We start from the raw sequence: 19,055 nt of genomic DNA on the forward strand, positions 1-19,055 counted from the left end.
GCCGCCGTCCAACCCCGCGTCGTCTTCGGATTGCAGATGCTACCTATCGCGAAACTCGAGGCGGTTCAGCGCCGCTTTCAGGAGCTCGAGCACCTCATGTGCAGCCCGGCGGTGCTCTCCGCGCCGGCCGAGCTCCAGCGGCTCAACCGCGAGCGGACCGAGATCGAGCCCGTCGTCGTCGCCTTCGCCCGGCTGCGGGACGTCGAGCGGCGCATCGCCGAGGATCGCGAGGCGCTGAGCGATCCCGACCTGTCCGAGCTCGCCCAGGCGGAGCTGCCCGAGCTCGATCTCGAGCGCGAGCGGCTCGCCGCCGAGCTCGAGGTGCTCCTCCTGCCGAAGGACCCCAACGACACGCGGAACACCGTGATCGAGATCCGCAGCGGCGAGGGCGGCGAGGAGGCGGCGCTCTTCGCCGCCGATCTCTTCCGCATGCTCTGCCGCTACGCGGAGACGAAGCGGTGGAAGGTCGAGGTGCTCAACCTGAGCGAGGCCTCCGCCGGCGGCTACAAGGAGGTCGCGGCGCTGATCACGGGGCAGGACGTCTACTCCCACCTCCGGTACGAGGGCGGCGTTCACCGCGTTCAGCGGGTCCCCTCGACGGAGACGCAGGGGCGGATCCACACCTCGACCGCGACCGTGGCCGTGCTGCCCGAGGCCGACGAGGTCGACGTGCACATCGACGACAAGGACCTGGAGATCTCGATCGCCGCGTCGGGCGGCCCCGGCGGCCAGGGCGTCAATACGACGAACAGCGCCGTGCAGATCAAGCACCTGCCGACGGGCATGATCGTGAAGTGCCAGGACGAGCGCTCCCAGCTGAAGAACAAGGCGAAGGCGATGAAGGTGCTCCGGAGCCGGCTGCTCGAGCTCGAGCAGCGGCGGCAGGAAGAGGCCCAGAGCGCCGAGCGAAGGACCATGGTCGGCACGGGGGAGCGGGCGCAGAAGGTGCGGACCTACAACTTCCCGCAGAACCGCGTGACGGATCACCGGATCGGCCTCACGCTACACAAGCTCGACAAGATCATCGAAGGGGACCTCGAAGAGCTCATCGGCGCGCTGCGCACGCACCGCCAGGCGGAGCTCCTGCGACGCGGCGGGCTCTCGGGGCCCGCGCTGGAGCCCGCCACGTGATGGGGGCGCCGTCCATCGAGAGAGGGGCGCCGCCCGTCGATCTGGAGGCGCTGCTCGTCGCGCTCGTGCTGGCGCCGTCGACCTTCTCGCGAAACCGCTTCTTCTCGCTCTACGCCGACCCGGAGGCGCGCCGGGTGCGGCGGCGGGCGGCGCTGCTCAGGAGCATCGTGCGGCAGCTGGTCGCGGGCGCGGACCGCGCCGGGCTCGCGCCCGCCGCGAGCGGCGGCGCGCTGCTCACCTACGACGTGCCGTCGCTCGGGTTGAAGCGCACCGCCGCGCTCGACGCCCTGGAGCTCGCGGTGCTCCGCATCGCGGTCGCGCGCGGGGCGGTCCCGCGGGCCGAGCCGCCGGGCGGCGGGGACGCCGCGCCGAGCTCGGCGACAGGCGCAGCCTTGCCGCATGCGCTCCTCCCCGAGCCGGCGGACACGTCGCGGATCGAGCGCGCGCTCGCCCGGCTGCTGCCCGAGGGGAAGCCCGGCGGAGCGCTGGAGTCTCCTGGCGAGGGGGAGCCGGGAGAGCCGGACCCCGGGACCAGGGCGCTGCCGCGTGACCGGGCGCGGCGTGACTCGCAAGCACCCTGGGAGTAGGAGGCGGCCATGTGCATCTTCTGCAAGATCGCGAACAAGGAGATCCCGTCGAAGGTCGTGTTCGAGGACGAGCACGTCATCGCCTTCCACGACGTGAACCCGCATGCGCCCACGCACGCGCTCATCATCCCGAAGCGCCACATCGCGGGCATCGCCCAGGCCACGCCCGAGGACGAGGCCGTCCTCGGCCGGCTGCTCCTCGCCGCGCGGCGGGTCGCGGAGCTCACCGGCATCGCGGAGAGCGGCTTCAGGACCGTGGTGAACAGCGGCGCGAACGCCGGCCAGACGGTCTTCCACATCCACGTCCACGTGATGGGTGGAAGGCCGATGGCCTGGCCTCCCGGCTGAACGCCGTCCGCGCCGTCCGCGCTCCGAGCGAGCGCGGCGCCGACCGCGCTCAGCGGACGCCGCGGGCGGCGCTCACCGCCGCGTCGAGCCATGCCGCCTCGTCGTCGCGGAGCGACGGCTGCCTCGGCAGCGCGGTCGGCAGGGCGCGGGACCGCGACGCGCCGTGGACACGGAGGTGCGCGGACGTGATGGCGCCGACGCGCCCCCCCACGCCGAGGAACAGCGCGAAGAGATCCGGGCCCACCGCGCGCCGCGGGGCGGGCCGCACCGCGAGCTCGGCGCCGGACGCGAGCCGCGCGGTGAACCCGGCGACGAGGTGATCGACCGGATCGCTCCACGGATCCGGGGCGCCGGGGGCGCCCGCCGCGATCCATGCGTCGAGCGTCAGCTCGGGCGAGGTCGCGCCGAAGTCGATCGCCAGCGTGAGGCCGCGCTGCTCGAGGGCGCGCTCGATCTCGCCGAGGCGAGCGGTACCGGCGGCGTGCACGAGCATGGAGTCGCCGTCGAGCATAGGCGCCGCGGGCGGCGGCGGCAGCGGGCGGCGCGCGGCGGAGGGCGCCTCGCGCGGGAGCAGGTTGCCAGGGTTCATGACGCCGGCGGGGTCGAAGACGCCGCGGAGCGCATGGATGACGTCGACGCCGAGGCCGAGCTCGGCGCCGAGCCGCGGCGCCTTGCTCCGGCCGACCCCGTGGTGATGCGAGAGCGTCCCGCCGGCGTCGATCGCGGCGTCGAGGGCCGCTCGCCAGGCCGCGTCGTACTTCGCCTCGGCCGCCGCGACGCTCGGCGCGCTGCCAGCGAAGGTGAAGTAGATGCTGCAGCCGTCCGGGTACGCGTGGGACAGGTGAGCCATCACGAACACGTGGCGCCCGAGCGCGCCGCGCACCGCGCGGTAGAGCCCGTCGAGGCGCGACCAGGGCGCGGCGACCTCCATGGTGTCGCTGAACGCGCCCGCCATGAACACGGGCGCCTGGCGGTAGCTCACGCTGTAGCGGTGGGCGAGCCAGTGGCGCGCGGGCTCCTCGCCGAGCGGCCTGGCGCCGCCGCGCTCCGCGATCGCCGCGGCGCGGGCGAGGTCGTCCGCGCTCGCGCGCGCCGTGCCCTCGAAGATGAGGATGAGCGTCGCGCCGCGGAGCACCCGCGACCCGACGCCGTCGACGATCTGGTTGAGGAGCCCCGGCGCGCGCAGCAGGCCGCGCAGCACCGCGGCGCCGGCCCCGGGGCCGCGCGCGCCGTGCCCCCGCGCGGCCGCCCCCTCGGAGGATTCATCGGCTGCGCCGGCGTGGGCGCGCTGCCGGCGCACGGCGCCCAGCCGGGCCATGAAGGAGTCGAACGGGTCGTAGAGCCGCGAGACCGCCGGGCGGAGGCCGGCCTGGAACATCGCCCGCATCGCGTCCCATCCGGCCTCGACGCTGGGGAACGAGAACGCGGCGAACGCGCGCGCCGGCGGCGCCGGGTGCAGCCGGAGCGTCGCGGCGGTGACCACGCCGAGCACGCCCTCGCTGCCGATGAGGAGCGGCGTGAGATCCGGACCTCGCGCGCGCCGATCGAAGCGGACGATCTCGCCGCGGCCGACGACGCACTCGAGCGACGCAACCATGTCCTCGATCTTGCCGTAGAGCCCGGAGCACTGGCCGGCGCTGCGCGCCGCGACCCAGCCCCCCACGGTCGAGCAGAGGATGGACGACGGGAAATGGCCGAGCGTGAAGCCCTCGGCGTTGAGCTCCTCCTCGAAGCGGATGCCGAGCGCGCCGGCCTCGACCTCGACCGACGGGGCCTGACGATCGAGCGAGCGGCGGCGGGAGAGCCGCTTGAGGTCGAGCACGACCGTGCGCTCGTCCGGCAAGACGCCGCCGCACACGCCCGAGCCCGCCCCGAAAGGCACCAGCGGGAGCCCCTCGTCCGCGCAGAAGCGCACCACCTGGGCGACCTCCTCCGCGGAGGACGGCCAGACGATCATCCCGGGCCGGTGCTCGGCGATGCGGCCCTCCGTCACCGCGAGGTGGTGCCGCGGCCAGAGATCGCGGGCGTAGGCGATCTGATCGACGGGGGAGGCGCTGCGCGGGATCCCCGGCAGCGCGCGCGCGATCGCGGCCTCGAAGCTCATTCCCGGGGAGCCCTAGCGCCTCAGCTCCGCTCGGCAAGCACGATGAGCCGCGGCGACTCGGAGCCGAAGAAGACGCCGGGGTGCGCAGGGTGTCCGGTCACCTCGGTGACCTTGAAGCCCGCTTCGTGGAGCACCTTGCCGAGCTCGTGCAGCCCGTAGAGGCGGAGCGAGTAGTCGAGCTCGCGCGAGCGGCCGTCCTCGAACATGACGGTGCGCTTCACCTTGAGCCTGCTCGTGAAGAAATCCACGTGCATCTCATCCATGCAGACGCAGCCTTCCCCCTCGAACCAGACAAGGCTCGGCTGGCGGGACGCCACATAGTCGCGGTTGACGATGTCGAGCAGGAGCATCCCGCCGGGGCGGAGGGCGCGGCGGATGCGGGCGAGGACATCCGCGTTCTTCTCGTCGTCGAAGTAGCCGAAGCTCGTCGACCAGCAGTAGACGCCGTCGAAGGTCTCCTCGAACGTCATCTCGCGCATGTCGCCCTGGAGGAAGTTCAGCTTCTGGCCGCGGTCCTGCGCCTCGTCGGCGGCGCGGGCGAGCATGGCGAGCGACAGGTCGTAGCCGACAACGCTGTAGCCGCGGCTGGCGATCTCGATCGCGTGGCCGCCTGCGCCGCACGCGAGATCGAGGATGACCGCGCCCTTCTCGACGCCGAGCCGCTCCTCGATGAAATCGACCTCGCGGCGAACCACCTTGCTGTCGATCTTGTCGAGCGTGCGCAGGAAGTCGTCGCCGAAGAGCTCCTCCCACCACGGGCGCTTCCGGCGCGCGGCGGGCTCGGTCGAGGGTCCGGAATCGTGCTCGACCTGCTTCGCCGCGGGCGCCGCGGGCGCCGCGGCGGGAGCGGCGGGCCGCGCGGACGCGGACGGCTCGCCGTGCGACGAAGGCGCCGACACGGGCGGCGCCGACGCGGGCGGCGGCGGCACCGAGCTCGTGAACGTCGCGAGATCCGGCGATGCCAGCGCCTGCGCGCGCGGGCGCCGCGGCGGCAAGGGAGGCGGCGGTGGCTTCTTGGGGTGCGCGGCGTGCGGATCGGCCTGCGCTGCCGAGCCCGCGTCGGCGAGCTCGGCGTCGCGCTCGGGCTCGACCTCCTCGAGCTCGACCTCGGTGCTCCTGGGCGGCACGGTGATGCGCGTCGGGTCGCCCTGCGCCTGCTGGCCTTCGCCGCCCGCGGGAGGATCGCTCGATAGCTCGGCCTTCGCCTCGGTGACGGGCTCGGACTCGGGCTCGACCTCCGCGACCTCGTCCGCGCCCGCCCCCAGCGGCCAGTCCAAGGGGTGCGCGTCGATCTCCGGCGCCGAGGCCTGCCTCCTGGGCCGCCTCCGAGGCTGTGGCTGGAGGGCGTCGAAGGCGGCGTCGCGCGCCGTCGGCGGGCCCTCGGGGAGGCCTTCCTGGAACGACTCGAGGCCCATCCCGGTCGGGACGTCGTCCGGCCGGATCCTGAACTGGAGCGGCGGCCACTCGTGCTCCGCCGGATCGGTCAAGAGCGGCGGTCTGGCGGGCTCGGGGGCCGAGGTGATCGGCGGCACCGGCGGCAGGTCCGACTCGATGCTGACAATCTGGAGCGGCCGGATCACCGCGACCGAATCGGGATCGATGATGAGCCCGCTCGGCGCCGGCATCGGCGGCATGCTCGAGGATTTCGGTGACGGGCGCGGGACGGCACGGGGCGGAACCAGCTCGGCCAGGTTCGCCGCCGTCGCCGCCGCCGGCTTGCCGGGGGGCCTGGATCCATCCAGCGCGGGCTCGCTGGGATGCCTGGGCGCATCGAGCGTCGGGTAGCTGGGCCGCCTCTCGGAGGCGCTCGGCCACCCGTCGTCGTCCGCCTCGTCGCGCGCGCCCGAGCGCTGCGCCGCGGCGTCCTCGGGCACGGTGGCGCGGTCGTGCGTGGCGACCTGATCGTCACCCTGCTGCGCTGCGTCTCCGGACACGTTCACGAGCCGCCGCGAGCGCCGTCGCCCGGTCTTCGCGCCCTCGCCGCGCTCCACCTCCGCCGCCCGCTCCACCTCCGTCGCGAGCGACTGCCAGGACCGCCTGGAGCCGGGGTTCGTCGGCAGGGGAGCGCCGTGCCGCGAGCGCTCGGTGGGCGGTCCGGCGATCCGCGGGTCGAGATCGAGGTCCGGGATCTCGGCGATCTGCCCGCCGGAGCTCCCGTCCGCGATGCCCGCGATGACATCGAGGCGCGGCAGCGGCGTCGTCGTCGCGAGCTGCGGGCGCGCGCTGGGCGAGCGCTCGGGCCGTGGAGCGGACGCTCGCGCGGGGAGCGAGCCCTGGTCTCCCTGCGGCGCCGGTGCGGCCGCGCTCCCTGCCTCGCCCGGCAGCGGCGCGCCGGGCTCTCCGGAGGCGCCGCCTTCCTGGGCGGGCGTAGCCAGGGGGTTGCGCGGCCGCTCGCTGGTCATCGCTGGCCCCCTCCGTCCAGCGGCTCGCCGTAGAGGATCGGCCCAGGAGCCCTGCTCCAAGGGGGCGCGACCCCGCGCTCCACGAACATGACCGCGGTGGATCCGAGGTGGAACTTGCCGATCTCCTCGCCGCACGCGACCGGAAGCGCCGGCGAGATCGTGTGCAGGCCGAGCGGCACGTCGCGCGCGTCGACGGCGCTCACCGTGATCCGTCCGACGATCATCGCGCCCACCATCACCACCGTAACGCGCCCCTGGCGCTCCGTGTCGATCACGATCGCGACGCGCCGGTTGCGCGCGAAGAGGCCCGGGACGTGGCGCTCGCCGATCGCGTTCACCGGGAACAGCTCCCCCGGCATCGAGCGGATGAGGCTCACCCGCCCGGCGACGGGCGAATGGACCCGGTGGTAGTCGCGGGGCGACAGGTAGACGATCGCGAACTGCCCGCCGTCATAGCGCGCGGCTTCTGCGGGGTCGCCCACGAGGTCTTCCACGCGGTAGGGCTGCCCTTTGATGGTCAGCCGCCCGCCCTCGGTCACGGGACCGATGTCTTCGACCCGTCCGTCGGCAGGGCTGGTGATGGCTCCGGGATCGGAGCAGACAGGGCGCATCCCCTCGCGGAGCTTGCGCGTGAAGAACGCGTCGAAGCTCTCGTAAGGGCTCGTCAGCACCTCGGCGGCGTCCATGTCGACGCGGTACGCGCGCGCGTAGAGCTTCACCACCGTGTTCAAGACGGCGGCGGGTGCTCTGGCGTCGCAGAGGCGGCCAACGGCCCGGGTAATGCGCTCTCGCGGAAGCACCCGCAACAGCTGTGCGGCGGCGTAGGTGGCAACGGTCATTGTGCGGAGCAGCGGTAACGATGCGGGAAAGAGAGCGGTGCAGGAATGCTAGGCCTCAGGAAGGACCTTGGTCAACGCTCGGGTCAGACGAACCTTCCAGCGTCGGCGCAGTCCCCAACCAGCGAGGGAGCTCAGCCTTGACGCGACGCACAGCGCGATCCGAGGCGCGACGCCAGGCCCGTCCCCCGCGCCCCACGTTTCTCCACGTCGCTGCGAGCGCGTCAATCGCGAAGCGCCGCTCCGCGCAAATGGAGGCGCGAGGGGCCGCAGGCCGTCCCCTCGACGCGCTCCATTCTGAAGCGGCGATCCGGACCTCGCGCTGCAACTTCGATCGACCTCCGCGGGCGCAGCAGAAAAGCGGAGAGATTTCAAGGGCATGCGTCCTGGCACGCCGCTCGCTGAAGAGGGCCCAGGAGGCTCGCAACAACGATGGAGATCAAGTTCTGGGGAGTTCGCGGGAGCATCGCTTCGCCTGGGCCGGAGACGGCTGCGGTGGGCGGAAACACAAGCTGCGTCGAGGTTCGCTGCGGATCGTCGCGGATCATCCTCGATGCAGGGACGGGCGTACGCAAGCTCGGAGATGCCCTGCTCCGGGAGGGACCGGTCGAGGCGACGGTGCTGCTGTCGCACCTGCACTGGGACCACATCCAGGGCCTGCCGTTCTTCGTGCCGGCGTACCTGCCGAGCTCGCGGCTGTCGTTCGTGGGCAGCGCGCACGGGGTCGGGAGCCTCCGCGAGGTGCTCTCGACGCAGATGGCCGCGCCGAGCTTCCCCGTCCGCATGGACGAGCTCTGCGCGCAGATCGCCGTGCGGGAGGCGCGGCCGGGCGAGGCGTTCGATGTGGGCGAGGTGCACGTGCGGATCGCCAAGCTCAACCACCCGGGCGGCGTCCTCGCCTACCGCGTCGAGCACGAGGGCCGCAGCGTCGTCTACGCGACCGACACCGAGCACTACGCCTGCGTCGATCCGGCGCTGCGCGCGCTCGCGGACGGCGCCGACGTGCTCATCTATGACGCGCAGTACACCCCGGAGGAGTACCGCGGCGACGGCGGGCGCTCGAAGGTCGGCTGGGGGCACTCGACGTACGTCGCGGGCGCGGAGATCGCGCGGGCGTGCGGCGCGCGGAAGCTCGTCCTGTTCCATCACGACCCGCAGCGGACGGACGCCGGCGTCGCCGAGATCGAGCGCCTCTCCCGCGAGCTCTTCCCTGGCTCGGTCGCCGCGCGCGAGGGGCTGTGCATCCACGTCGAGGCCCTCGCGCGGGCCGCGTGATGACGCGGATGACGACAAGCGTGGCGCCCTCTATGCTGGACACTGCTCCGCTATCCATGTCGCGCCTCTCGCTGCTCGTCGATCTCGCCTCCCTCCTCGCCCGGGAGGTCGACTTCGACGCCCTCCTCGGCACGGCGTGCGAGCGGCTCGCGAAGGCGCTCCGCGCCGACCGCGCGACGATCTGGCTCGTCGACGCCGAGCGCGGCGATCTCGTGACGCGCGTCGCCCTGCTGCCCGAGCTCCCCTCGCTCCGGCAGCCGCTCGAGCGCGGCATCGCGGGGCACGTGGCCACGACCGGGCAGGTCGTGCGCGTCGACGACGCCTCGCGCGACCCGCGCTTCGATCCGTCGGCGGACCGGGCGACGGGCTACACGACGCGCTCGATGCTCGTCGCGCCCATCCGCGAGGACGGCGCCGCGCCGGTCCGCGGCGTCGTCCAGCTGCTGAACCGCGCTGGCGCGCCCTTCGACGAGGAGGACCAGCGCTACCTCGTCGCCCTCGCGACGCAGCTCGCCCGCGCCCTCTCGCTGACGACGCTCCGCGCCGCCGAGGGCGGCGGCCCAGGGGTCGTGCTGCAGGGGCCGTTCAACCGGATCGTCGGCCGGAGCGAGCGGCTGGCCGCCGTGTACGAGAAGGTCCAGCTCGCGGCCCAGACCGACGCGACCGTGCTGCTCCGCGGGGAGACAGGCACCGGCAAGAGCCTGTTCGCCCGGGCGATCCACGTCAACTCGCGGCGCCAGACGAGGCCCTTCGTCACCGTCGACTGCACGACGCTGCCGGCGCAGCTCGTCGAGAGCGAGCTCTTCGGCCACGAGCGGGGGGCGTTCACCGGCGCGGACCGGCGCGTGCCGGGCAAGGTCGAGCTCGCCGAGGGCGGCACGCTGTTCCTCGACGAGCTCGGGGACCTGCCGCTCGACATCCAGGGCAAGCTCCTTCGCTTCCTGCAGGACCGCTCCTTCGAGCGCGTCGGCGGTCGCCAGTCGCTCCGCGCCGACGTGCGCGTCGTGTGCGCCACGCACTGCGACCTCGAGCGCGCGGTCGCCGACGGACGCTTCCGGAAGGACCTCTACTACCGCGCGCGCGTCGTCGAGATCGATCTGCCGGCCCTGCGCGAGCGCGGCCCCGACGACGTCGAGACGCTGGCCCGGCACTTCGCGGACGTCTACGCGACGAGGTACGGCAGGCCGCCGCCGCGCTTCGATCCGGACGCGCTCCGCCACCTCCGCGCCCACACGTGGCCAGGCAACGTGCGCGAGCTCGAGCACTGGGTCGAGAGCGCCATCGCCCTCGCGCCGGACGGCCGCATCTCCGCGGGGCACCTCCCGACGCGCCGGGGCGAAGGCGCCCCGCCGCACGCCGCCGCGGCGCCCGAGGGCGACGCGCGGGTCGCGCTGCCGCTCGGGCTCACCCTCGACGAGGTGACGCGGCGCTACGTCGAGGCGATGGTCCGGGCGTGCGAGGGGAACAAGACGGAAGCGGCGAAGCGGCTCGGCGTCGGCAGGAACACCCTGGCGCGCGCGCTCCGCGCGAAGCACTGAGGCCGCGCGGAGCGCACGGCCTCCTCCGGCACGACGCCCGCGCCGCGCGAGGCCCGAGGAGGCGCGGGGCGTGGGTCACGGCGCGCAGGCGCGACCCTCCTCACCCCGGGTCCACCGGGAACGTCAGGCCGATCCCGGCGATCGCCGCGACGGCGGAGGTCTTCCACCTCGCGGCCGGGCCGGCCGAGAGCAGAGGGCGCGCCAGGACGAGGTGCAGCTCGAGGAAGCTGCGCAGCTGGAGGTACCGCGCGATGCGCCACTCGGCGCCGCCGCGCGCGCCGGAGGTGAGCAGCCAGAGGACGCCGTTTTCCGTCTGGGTGATGCTCTCCGGGACGGGCGCGCGGACAGCGCCGAGCTGGAAGACGCTGCACAGGAAGACGCCGTCCCGGTGCCTGCAGAGCGACATGACCCCCAGCCCGGCGCTGATGCGCCGCGGCCCGGCGCTCGGCAGATCGCTCGGAGGGCCGCCCAGCGCGACGATCGCCCGCGCCTCGAGCGACAGGGACAGGTCGGACCAGCGGAGAGCGGCAGCGGGCGAGATGCCGATGCCCACCGTGGGTGTCAGGCCAAATGCCATCACGGAGGACGCGCTGAACTCGCTGTGCACATGCGGCTCTGGCGCGCGCTGCGCGCCGTGGGCGTAGGCCGGGGCCGGCAGGGCGAGGCCCAGCGCGATCATCAAGGGGATGCGACCAGGGTTCGGCATCCCGCGCACCGTAGGAGCGCGCTCCGGCGCGACGGAATCCGGAGCGGGCGCGCTCGCGAACAAACCGCCGCTCGCGCGCCATTGCGTCGAGCGGCGCTATTTCCTCGGCTCGCCGTCTTTTTTTGGATCTCGGAGGCGACGGGCTAGCGCGCCCTGCGGCGCGCGGCCTCGCACAGGGCCGAACGGAGGGGGTCGCCGGGGAGATCGGGCGGCAGCTTCTCCTCGCAGGCCACGTCGGGGTCCAGCGGATCGAGCGCCGTGCCCGCCGAGAAGGCGCGGTCCCCGTCGGGGCCTCCGTGGAGCAGCCCGTGCAGCGACCACCACCGGCCGTAGCGGCTGTGCACGTCCTCGACCCGCTCGACGAGGGGCGAGGCGCTCGCGCGCTCGCCCGACGCCAGCAGGGCGGCGGCGAGGAAGCAGCGCACCGCCGGCTCGTGCGGCGCGAGCGCCTGCGCGCGCGCGTGCTGGACCGCGGCGGCGGCGTGGTGGCCGCGGTCATGGAGCAGCTGGCCGAGCCGCACCCGCTTGCTCACCTCCTGCCGGTGCGGCATGTCGGCGCCGGGCGCGAGGTCGGGCGGCACGTCGGCCGGCACGCTGGCGAGGTAGGCGCGCCAGCGCTTGTCCCAGGCCGCGAGGTCCGCGCCGGAGATCTCGGCGATCGCCCGCTCGAGGTCCGCGTCGCTGCTCGCGTCCTTGAGCCGGCGCAGGAGCTGCGGCAGCGCCGTGTCGCCCGCCTCCCTCGTCCAGTAACGGATGAAGCTCGCGACCTCGGCGAACACGACGGCCGCCTCCTCGGCGCTCGGGAGCATCGCGATCGAGGGGCCGATCTTGTCGAGCGGCCGCCCGAGGCCCCTCTGGATGCCAAGGAAGGCGATCGCGTCCGCGGACGGCACGTCGTCCAGCGGGTCGGGCTCGCGCCAGCGGACCTCCTCGCGCTTGGCCACGCCCTCCTGCAGCCACAGCGGGGCGTTGTCGCGCGTCCCGCGGGACAGAGCGAGGTGCGTTATCTCGTGCGCGAGCGTGTCCAGCCAGGGGTAGCCGTTCGGCGTGGCGCGCGGCGAGAGCATCGTCACCCGCCCCCACTTGGCGATGGCGACCGTGCCCGTCGTCCGCGCCGCCTCCTCGGGCAGCCCCGTCATCGCGGAGAGCGTGAACTGATCGCGGACGAGATCGATCCGCAGCGGCCGGAGGAGCTCGACGCCGAGGTCCCTCGCGAGCACGTCGCGCGTCCTCGCCGCGACGTCGACGAGCAGCGGCACGAGCGCGCGATCGTCGTCGTCCTGGAGCCGCACCCAGACGCCGCGCTCCTCGTCGTTCACGACGACCGTCGCCGCGGTGGCCCGGGCGCAGCCGCGCGCGATGTCCCCGAGCGCCGCGCCCTCGGCCGTCGCCGCGAGATCGGGGCGCGCGAGGATCGCCGAGGCGGCGTCGCAGTCGCCCTCGTAGATGGCGAGGCGGCCGCGCTCGAGCGCGAGCGCGAGGTCGGCCGGATCCGCGTCCTTCAGGGCGTCCCGCGCCGCGGGGACGTCGATCTCCAGGATCGCGGCCCGCGCCCGCGCCGCGCGGTCGAGATCGCCGACCGTGAGGCGTCCGGACGCGGTCGCCGACGCCGTCGCGAGCCCGGCGAGGATCGCCGCCCGGAGGCCGCGCCTCGCGATCGCCGTCGCCCCGCGCCGGGCCGTGGCTGCCCCACCGCCTGTGCGCGTCATTTCAGGAGCCCCTCCGCGTAACGCTTGACCGCCTCTCGCAGCCGCGGCTCCGAGGTCCCCCCGAGCCCCTCGAGCACGCGACGGCGGAACTCCTCGGGGCCCTTGTGCTTGTCCTTGTCCGGGATGTCGGCCTTCCTCGCCATGTTCCGATCCCCTTCCGACTCGGCGTCGCTGTCCTGACCCTGGTCCTCGCTGCGCGACATCTCGAGCAGCCGCTGCGCGTCGCGCTGGCGCTCGTTGCCGCCCTCGCCGTCCCCCTCGGCGAGGGCGCGCTGGGCGTCGCGCATCGCCTGCTCGGCCTCGTCGAGGCGATCGAGCATCTCCTCGGGCATGCGGCCGTCGCCGCGCTCGCCCCGCTTGCGGAGATCGCGCGCGCGGTCGGCGAGCGACCCCTCGCGCTGGCTCGACTTTCCGAGGCCGTCCCGCGCTCGCTCTGCCGCCGCCTGCCGCAGCTTGCGCAGCGCCTCCTCGGCCCAGGCCAGCTCCTCGGCGAGCGCCTGCTGCGCCTCGCCGGCCTCGCGAGCGGCGCGCTCCTCGGGGAAGAAGCCGCCGGCCTGCGCGCCGAGCCGCTTCGCGTCGCCCAGCGAGCGCATCGCGCCCCGGCCGCTCGTCACCGCTTCCTCGGGGCGGCCCTGCTCCAGCGCGCCGGCCATCGCCTCGGCCTGCTCCCTGCCAGCCGCCGCGGCGGACTCGGCCGAGCCCGGCGCCGCGCCCGGCTGCGGCAGGTCCCGCACGGCCTCGCGGATCGCCTCCGCGTGCTTCTTCGCCTCCTCCCGGAGCGCCGCGATGTCCTCGGGCCGCGACGCGCGCGAGAGCTCCTCGGCGACCGCGTTCGTCTCGGCGGCGTGATCGCGCGCGAGCTCCTCGAGATCCCGCTCGCTCTGGGCGACGCTCTCGTCGGCGTTCGACGCGTCGCCGGGGTCAGGCCCGCGCGGCGCGCCCGACTCCACCCCGCCGCGGCCGCCGCCGCCGAACGAAGGCTCCGGCCGCCTGAGCCGCGCCGCGAGGTCGCGCGCCGAAAGCTCGGCGTGCAGCCAGTCGCCGGCGCCTCGGGCGCGCGCGATCCGGCGCAGGTCGTTCGCGACGATCTCGCCGAGGTCGAGGCCGAGCTCGCCGAGCTTGCCGAGCTCGACCCCCCCGCCGCCCAGCACCGTGACGGCCGCCTCCAGGCGGACCTCGCCGCCCTCGCGGTCGCCGTTGCCCAGGAGCTCGGCCGCCGCCGCCGCCTCGTCCGCGACGTCGGCGAGCCGCTGCGCGACGGCCCGGGCGTCGCGGTGGCCCAGGCCGCGCAGGCCGGCGTCGAACGCGAGTAGCGCGCCCTCGGTCTCGTCGAGCAGCTCCTGGTGCGCCGCACGGGTCGTCGACTTCCGCTCGGCGGCGAGCGCCGCGTCGAGCCGGGCCAGCTGACCACGGGCGAGCGACGCGACGCGCCCCCGCACCCGCAGCCCGCCGTGATCCGCGGCGAGCGCCGCCTCGACCGCCGCCTTGGCCGTCGCCTGCACCTCGGCCTCGTGCGCCGCGTGTGCCGCGGCGCCGCCCGCCTCCGGCGTGCTCTGGCCGATGCGGTCGGCCAGCAGATCGGTGAGGGCGTCGCGCGCCTTCACGAGCGCGGCGTAGCGCCGCGCCTCGGGCTCGCCCACCTGCGGCGGGACGACCAGGATGGCCTCGCTCCTGCCCCACTTCGGGCCCTCGATCGGATCGTTGTCCCGCGCCTCGATCCGCACCTCGACGGGCACGTACGTCCTGCGGAAGAAGGGATCGCGCGCCCGGAGCTCGTAGCCTCCGCGATCGACCTTCGCGTCCGCCGCCGGCCTCGAGAGCACCCGCCGCTCCTCCTTCGCTCCGGCGCGCAGGACGAGATCGACCTCGCGCAGGCCGTGATCGTCGGTGATCTCGTAGCGGAGCGGGATGCTGGGCTCGTCGAGGAGCTTCACCGTGCGGGGCGCGCCCTCGAGCGTGACGCGCGGCGCGTCGTCCGGGATCGACACGACGCGCTGCGCGTCGGCCTGCCGGACGCGCACCTGCCCGAAGCGCGCGGCCGCCTGGAGGGTCGTCGACTCGCCGAGCGTCCAGCGGGCGACCACGCTGCCCTTGCCGTCGTCGACGAACGGCACCTCGGCGCCGCCGTCCGTCAGCACGAGCGCGCGCCCCGCGCGGACGGGGCGGCCGCGCACCGTGATCACGGTCCCTCGGGGCTGCATCGTCGGGGCGAACGGCAGGAGCTCCTCCGCGCCCTGGTGCAGGTAATCGGGCGGCGCGGCCGTCATCTCGACCTCCTCGATCCACGGCAGATCGAGGGGAGCCTCGCCGCGGCGGGCGGCGAGGACATCGAGCCCCTCGACGACGCGCGACGGCTCGATCGCCGCCGCCGCGAGCGCCGCCGCGCCGAGGGCGAGGCCCGCGCTCGCCCACCGCGTCGCCGCCTGGCGCGCGCGCTCGACGACGCGCGCCTGCGAGGCCCGGCCGAGCAGCCGCCGGAGGTGAAGGCCGGCGAGCTCCGGCGAGCCGACGCGATCGTCGGCCGCGGCGCGATCCGCGAGCGTGAGCGCCCGCAGGGTGGCGGCGCCGAGCGCCTCGTCCGTGCGGCCGATGATCTCGCGCACCGTGCGCCGGGCGTCGCCGCGCCGGCGGCGCACGAGGATGGCCCGCGCGGCGATCGCCGCGAGCAGCAGCGTGAGCCCGGCGCCGGCGAGCCCGCGGGCGAGCGGAGACCCCACGCGCGCCACGTGCGCCGCGCCGAACAGCCCTGCGCAAGCGGCCGCGGTGAGCGCGCGGCGCGCGGAGGGGCCCACCTCCGCATCCCAGACGGAGCGCAGCCGCGCGATGGACAGGGCCGGCGCCTCGTTATCCATGGAGAGGCAAGGGTAACCGGCGGGCGGAGGTGGTCCAGCGGATCGGTGGGATCCCCCGAAAGGCGGGAGCCCGGGCGCTCAGACGTCGAGCTCGCCGTCGGTCATGAACCAGCTCTCGGCGTCGAGCAGCACGCGCCGCAGCTCGTCGGGGAAGGCGGGATCGAGGTGGACGATGAGCCACCGCGAGCCGACGTTCGGCGGGTGGGGGCGGGAGAAGAACCCGAGCGCCCGCAGGCGGGCGCTGAACGAAGGGGGCGTCACGAGGAGCATGCCCACGGAGACGTGCCCCTCTCGCCGCATCGCCCGGCAGAACTCGAGCAGCAGGGCGTCGAACGTGGGGCCGTTGTCCTCGCTGAACAGGTCGCTGATCTCGACCTTGTTGTTCCGCACCGAGTAGACGGCGTAGCCGAGCAGCCGCCCGTCGTGCCGGTCGAGCATGCAGAAGAAGCGGTATCGGACGTTGCCGAGCTGCGCATAGCGCCAGTTCAGGAACTGGGCGCTCCGCTCGCCGACGACCGGCCAGGGCTTCGCCCGCGACCACAGCCCGTCGAAGCGGTGATCGGCGGTGTCCACGAGCTCGGTGCGCACGCGGCTCCCCTTCGCGAGCAGCGCGGCGGTGTCCCGGAGCGCCATCGAGGCGTCGAGGGCGCTGCCCGCGGCGCGGACCAGGAGGTTGTCCGGCTTCACCGTCGCCCGCTGGACGGCGCGCTCCGCCGCGGTCGACAGCGCCTGCGCGAGCGGGGCGGGCGGGGCGCCCGGCTCCGCCGCCTCCCAGAGCGCGCGCCAGCGAGGGTGGGGGACCGCCGACGCGGCCCGCTCGGCGACCCGCTGCACCACCGCGCTCACGGTGCTCCGCTGCTCACCGGCCGACGAGGCCGCGAGCTCGTTCAGCTTGTACGCGGCCATGAGGGGCCGGACCCAGATGATGGAATCGGCGATCTTCTTGTAGCCGGCGCGCTGGAAGATCGGGAAAGAGGCCTTGTTGGGGAAGCCGAACACGAAATCGACCCCGGCGTCGCGGCAGCCCCTCGCGAGCTCTCGCTGGATGCTCATGGCGGCCCCCGCGATGCGGTGCGCCTTGGTGACGCCGAAGTCGCCGAGGACGCCGGCCTTGAGCTTGCGCCCGTCGACAACCAGGTCGCGCGGGTAGAACGAGCCGCTCCCGATGATCTCCCGCTCCGGTCCGTGAAAGCCCATCCAGGTCCGCGGGGGGCCAGCCGGGTTCTGCTCCTGGAACCAGCGCATCCGCCGCTCCACGAGCTCCTGCGACACCTCGCCGTGGGCGAGGTTCTCTTTCCAGAGCTGCGCGAGGACGTCCCTGTGCTCTTCCGGCTGGACGCGGGCGGCGCTGTAGACCTTCTCCATGGCTTTCCGGTGCGCTCTCCTGGCGCGGCAGAGCGGCGCGCCGCGCCCGTCATGGCCGAAGGCGGCGAGGGCGTCAATCGCGCCTGGCGGCGCGGCGAGGCGTTCCGCGCTGGGCACAGCGACGCCCGCGCGGCGAAGGCGTCATCGCGGAACCGGAGTACACTCGCGCGATGTCTCGCCGCGCCATCGCCGCCGTCGCCTGGCTCTCGTTGCTGTTCGCCCTGGCTTGCAGCTCCGCGCTGCCGCCGCCCCCTCCAGACGCTTCGCAGGCGAAGAGCAGCGGCGCCCCTGCGCGGCAGCCGGGCCCAGCCGCGGATCCGGGAGCGACGTTCGATGACGAGGTGATGGTCGCGGACGGCGACCCCGGTCCTGTGCCGGTGACCCGCGCGGATCCGGCGCGCGGCGGCCGGCTCGCGCCCGTGACGATCGTCGTGTTCTCCGACTTCGAGTGTCCCTTCTGCAAGCACCTGGGCGGCACGCTGAGGCAGCTGGAGCAGCGGTACGGCGCGGAGCGGCTGCGGGTCGTGTGGAAGAACTTCCCGCTCGCCTTCCACAAGCAGGCGCGGCCGACGGCCGAGGCCGCGATGGCGGTGTTCGCGCACGCGGGTCCCAAGGCCTTCTGGGCGTTTCACGACGCCATCTTCACGGCCGACGAGCGGCTCTCGCCGGAGGTCCAGGCCACCGCGCTCCGGCGGGCCGGCGTGACCCCCGGCCAGATCCAGCAGCTCGTCCAGCAGAGCAGGGCGGCGCAGAAGGTCGACGCGGACATGGCGCTCGCCGGGCGGCTCGGCGTGAACGGCACGCCGGCGTCGTTCATCAACGGCGTCCTCCTCGTCGGCGCGCAGCCGGCGGAGCGGTTCGCCGAGATCATCGACGCGCAGCTCGCCGCGGCGCAGGCGCTCCGCGCCGAGGGGACGCCGCCGGAGAAGATCTACGCGGCGCTCGCGAAGAAGAACTTCGCTCCTCCCGCCGAGGAGCCCGACGACGCCGAAGAGGAAGGCGACGGCGGCGTGGTGCACCTCGTGCCCGTCGGGGACTCGCCCGTGCGCGGCGTGGACACGGCGCTCGTGACGATGGTGCTGTTCAGCGACTATCAGTGTCCGTTCTGCAGGCGGGTCACGCCGACGGTCGAGAAGCTCAGGGCGCAGTACGGCGACAAGCTGCGCGTCGTCTGGAAGGACAACCCGCTCCCGTTCCATCCCCGGGCCGAGCCCGCTGCAGAGCTGGCGCGCGAGGCCCGCGCCCAGAAGGGAAACGACGCCTTCTGGCAGGCCAACGATCGCCTCCTCGCCGGCGAGGCCGCCCTCGACGACGCCGCCCTCGAGGCCGTCGCCGCGGACCTCCGGCTGAACGTCGACGCGGTGAAGCGCGCCGTCGCCTCGCACAAGCACGCCGCCAAGATCGAGGCCGACGTGGATCTCGCCGACGATCTCGGCGCCCAGGGGACCCCGCACTTCTTCATCAATGGCCGCAGCCTCGTCGGCGCGCAGCCGATCGAGAAGTTCCAGGCGATCATCGACGAGGAGATCGCCAAGGCGGAGGCGATGGTCGTGGCCGGGACGCCGCGCGCCAAGGTGTACGAGGCCATCCAGAAGCAGGCGGTCCCGCCGGCGCCGCCGCCGAAGGTGTCCGTGCCGCCGGCGCCCAAGGGCCACCCCAGCAAGGGCGCGGCCGCGGGCAAGGTGGTCATCCAGGCGTTCTCCGACTTCCAGTGCCCTTTCTGCGGGCGCGCCGCCGCCACGATGGACGAGCTCATCAAGGCGTTCCCGGGCAAGGTCCGTGTCGTCTACCGCCACCTGCCGCTCCCCTTCCACCCGGAGGCGCAGCTGGCCGCCGAAGCGGCCATGGAAGCGCTCGCGCAGAAAGGGCCGGCCGGCTTCTGGAAGATGCACGACCTGCTCTTCAAGGTGAGCGACGCCTCGAACCTCGACCGCGCGGCCCTGGAGCAGCACGCCAAGAGCCTCGGGCTCGACGCGGCGCGCTTCGCAAAGGCGCTCGACGAGCACACCCATCGCGCCGCCGTCGAGGCCGACGCGCAGGCCGCGCGGAGCGCCGGCATCACCGGGACTCCCGGGTTCGTGATCAACGGTTACCTGGTCAGCGGAGCCCAGCCGCTCGCGAAATTCAAGAAGGTAGTTCGGCGCGCCCTCAGCGAAGCGAACTGAACACGCACGACACGCGCGTTTCGGCGGCGCGCGCTCC

At 74.2% G+C, this 19,055-nt stretch carries 13 protein-coding genes; 6 read left to right on the plus strand and 7 right to left on the minus strand.

What is annotated here, in order from left to right; all coding sequences use genetic code 11:
- Positions 1-36 precede the first annotated feature (36 nt).
- The 3 genes from prfA to WMF11_RS50045 are packed head-to-tail and all read left to right on the plus strand — an operon-like array spanning position 37 to position 2,066.
- Entirely contained in the window at positions 37-1,131 is a 1,095-nt protein-coding gene (gene prfA, locus WMF11_RS50035; RefSeq protein ID WP_437975799.1) for a peptide chain release factor 1, read from the plus strand.
- A complete protein-coding gene (locus WMF11_RS50040; RefSeq protein ID WP_437547913.1) occupies positions 1,131-1,718 on the plus strand; it encodes a hypothetical protein in 588 nt (195 codons plus the stop codon). The genes prfA and WMF11_RS50040 overlap by 1 nt, the downstream gene beginning before the upstream one ends.
- A gap of 9 nt (positions 1,719-1,727) precedes the next feature.
- Positions 1,728-2,066 (plus strand): histidine triad nucleotide-binding protein, encoded by a 339-nt coding sequence (locus tag WMF11_RS50045; protein ID WP_437547915.1) that lies wholly within the window; start codon positions 1,728-1,730, stop codon positions 2,064-2,066.
- 49 nt (positions 2,067-2,115) lie between these two features.
- On the opposite strand, the gene WMF11_RS50050 is transcribed toward WMF11_RS50045, so the two are convergent.
- Genes WMF11_RS50050 through asd form a run of 3 tightly spaced genes read right to left on the minus strand, consistent with a single transcriptional unit; the run spans position 2,116 to position 7,411 of the window.
- Positions 2,116-4,170 (minus strand): FAD-binding protein, encoded by a 2,055-nt coding sequence (locus tag WMF11_RS50050; protein WP_437906099.1) that lies wholly within the window; start codon positions 4,168-4,170, stop codon positions 2,116-2,118.
- Between the two features lie 20 nt (positions 4,171-4,190).
- The gene (locus tag WMF11_RS50055; RefSeq protein ID WP_437975800.1) at positions 4,191-6,572 is read right to left on the minus strand and encodes a methyltransferase domain-containing protein; all 2,382 of its coding nucleotides are present in this window, start codon (positions 6,570-6,572) and stop codon (positions 4,191-4,193) included.
- The gene (gene asd, locus WMF11_RS50060; protein WP_437975801.1) at positions 6,569-7,411 is read right to left on the minus strand and encodes an archaetidylserine decarboxylase; all 843 of its coding nucleotides are present in this window, start codon (positions 7,409-7,411) and stop codon (positions 6,569-6,571) included. The genes WMF11_RS50055 and asd overlap by 4 nt, the downstream gene beginning before the upstream one ends.
- A gap of 429 nt (positions 7,412-7,840) precedes the next feature.
- Between asd and WMF11_RS50065 the strand changes: the two genes are divergently transcribed.
- Both WMF11_RS50065 and WMF11_RS50070 read left to right on the plus strand, forming a co-directional pair.
- Complete coding sequence (locus tag WMF11_RS50065) at positions 7,841-8,683, plus strand: MBL fold metallo-hydrolase (RefSeq protein ID WP_437743285.1); 843 nt, start codon at positions 7,841-7,843, stop codon at positions 8,681-8,683.
- Positions 8,684-8,739: 56 nt separating this feature from the next.
- The gene (locus tag WMF11_RS50070; protein WP_437547922.1) at positions 8,740-10,221 is read left to right on the plus strand and encodes a sigma-54-dependent Fis family transcriptional regulator; all 1,482 of its coding nucleotides are present in this window, start codon (positions 8,740-8,742) and stop codon (positions 10,219-10,221) included.
- Positions 10,222-10,321: 100 nt separating this feature from the next.
- Here the strand turns inward: WMF11_RS50070 and WMF11_RS50075 are convergent, their stop codons facing one another.
- The 4 genes from WMF11_RS50075 to WMF11_RS50090 all read right to left on the minus strand — a co-directional run bounded on the left by WMF11_RS50075 (position 10,322) and on the right by WMF11_RS50090 (position 16,853).
- Positions 10,322-10,927, minus strand: coding sequence for a hypothetical protein (locus tag WMF11_RS50075; RefSeq protein ID WP_437975802.1), 606 nt, complete (start codon positions 10,925-10,927; stop codon positions 10,322-10,324).
- Positions 10,928-11,070: 143 nt separating this feature from the next.
- The gene (locus tag WMF11_RS50080) at positions 11,071-12,636 is read right to left on the minus strand and encodes a hypothetical protein (RefSeq protein WP_437906104.1); all 1,566 of its coding nucleotides are present in this window, start codon (positions 12,634-12,636) and stop codon (positions 11,071-11,073) included.
- Positions 12,633-15,488 (minus strand): DUF4175 family protein, encoded by a 2,856-nt coding sequence (locus tag WMF11_RS50085; protein ID WP_437975803.1) that lies wholly within the window; start codon positions 15,486-15,488, stop codon positions 12,633-12,635. Before WMF11_RS50085 ends, WMF11_RS50080 begins: the two co-directional genes overlap by 4 nt.
- A 78-nt stretch (positions 15,489-15,566) precedes the next feature.
- Complete coding sequence (locus WMF11_RS50090; protein WP_437975804.1) at positions 15,567-16,853, minus strand: GNAT family N-acetyltransferase; 1,287 nt, start codon at positions 16,851-16,853, stop codon at positions 15,567-15,569.
- Between the two features lie 170 nt (positions 16,854-17,023).
- On the opposite strand from WMF11_RS50090, the gene WMF11_RS50095 reads away from it, so the two are divergent.
- Positions 17,024-19,018 (plus strand): DsbA family protein, encoded by a 1,995-nt coding sequence (locus tag WMF11_RS50095; RefSeq protein WP_437975805.1) that lies wholly within the window; start codon positions 17,024-17,026, stop codon positions 19,016-19,018.
- Positions 19,019-19,055: the final 37 nt, after the last annotated feature.

Source organism: Sorangium sp. So ce295 (assembly GCF_051527405.1).
Lineage (GTDB): Bacteria > Myxococcota_A > Polyangia > Polyangiales > Polyangiaceae > Sorangium > Sorangium cellulosum_B.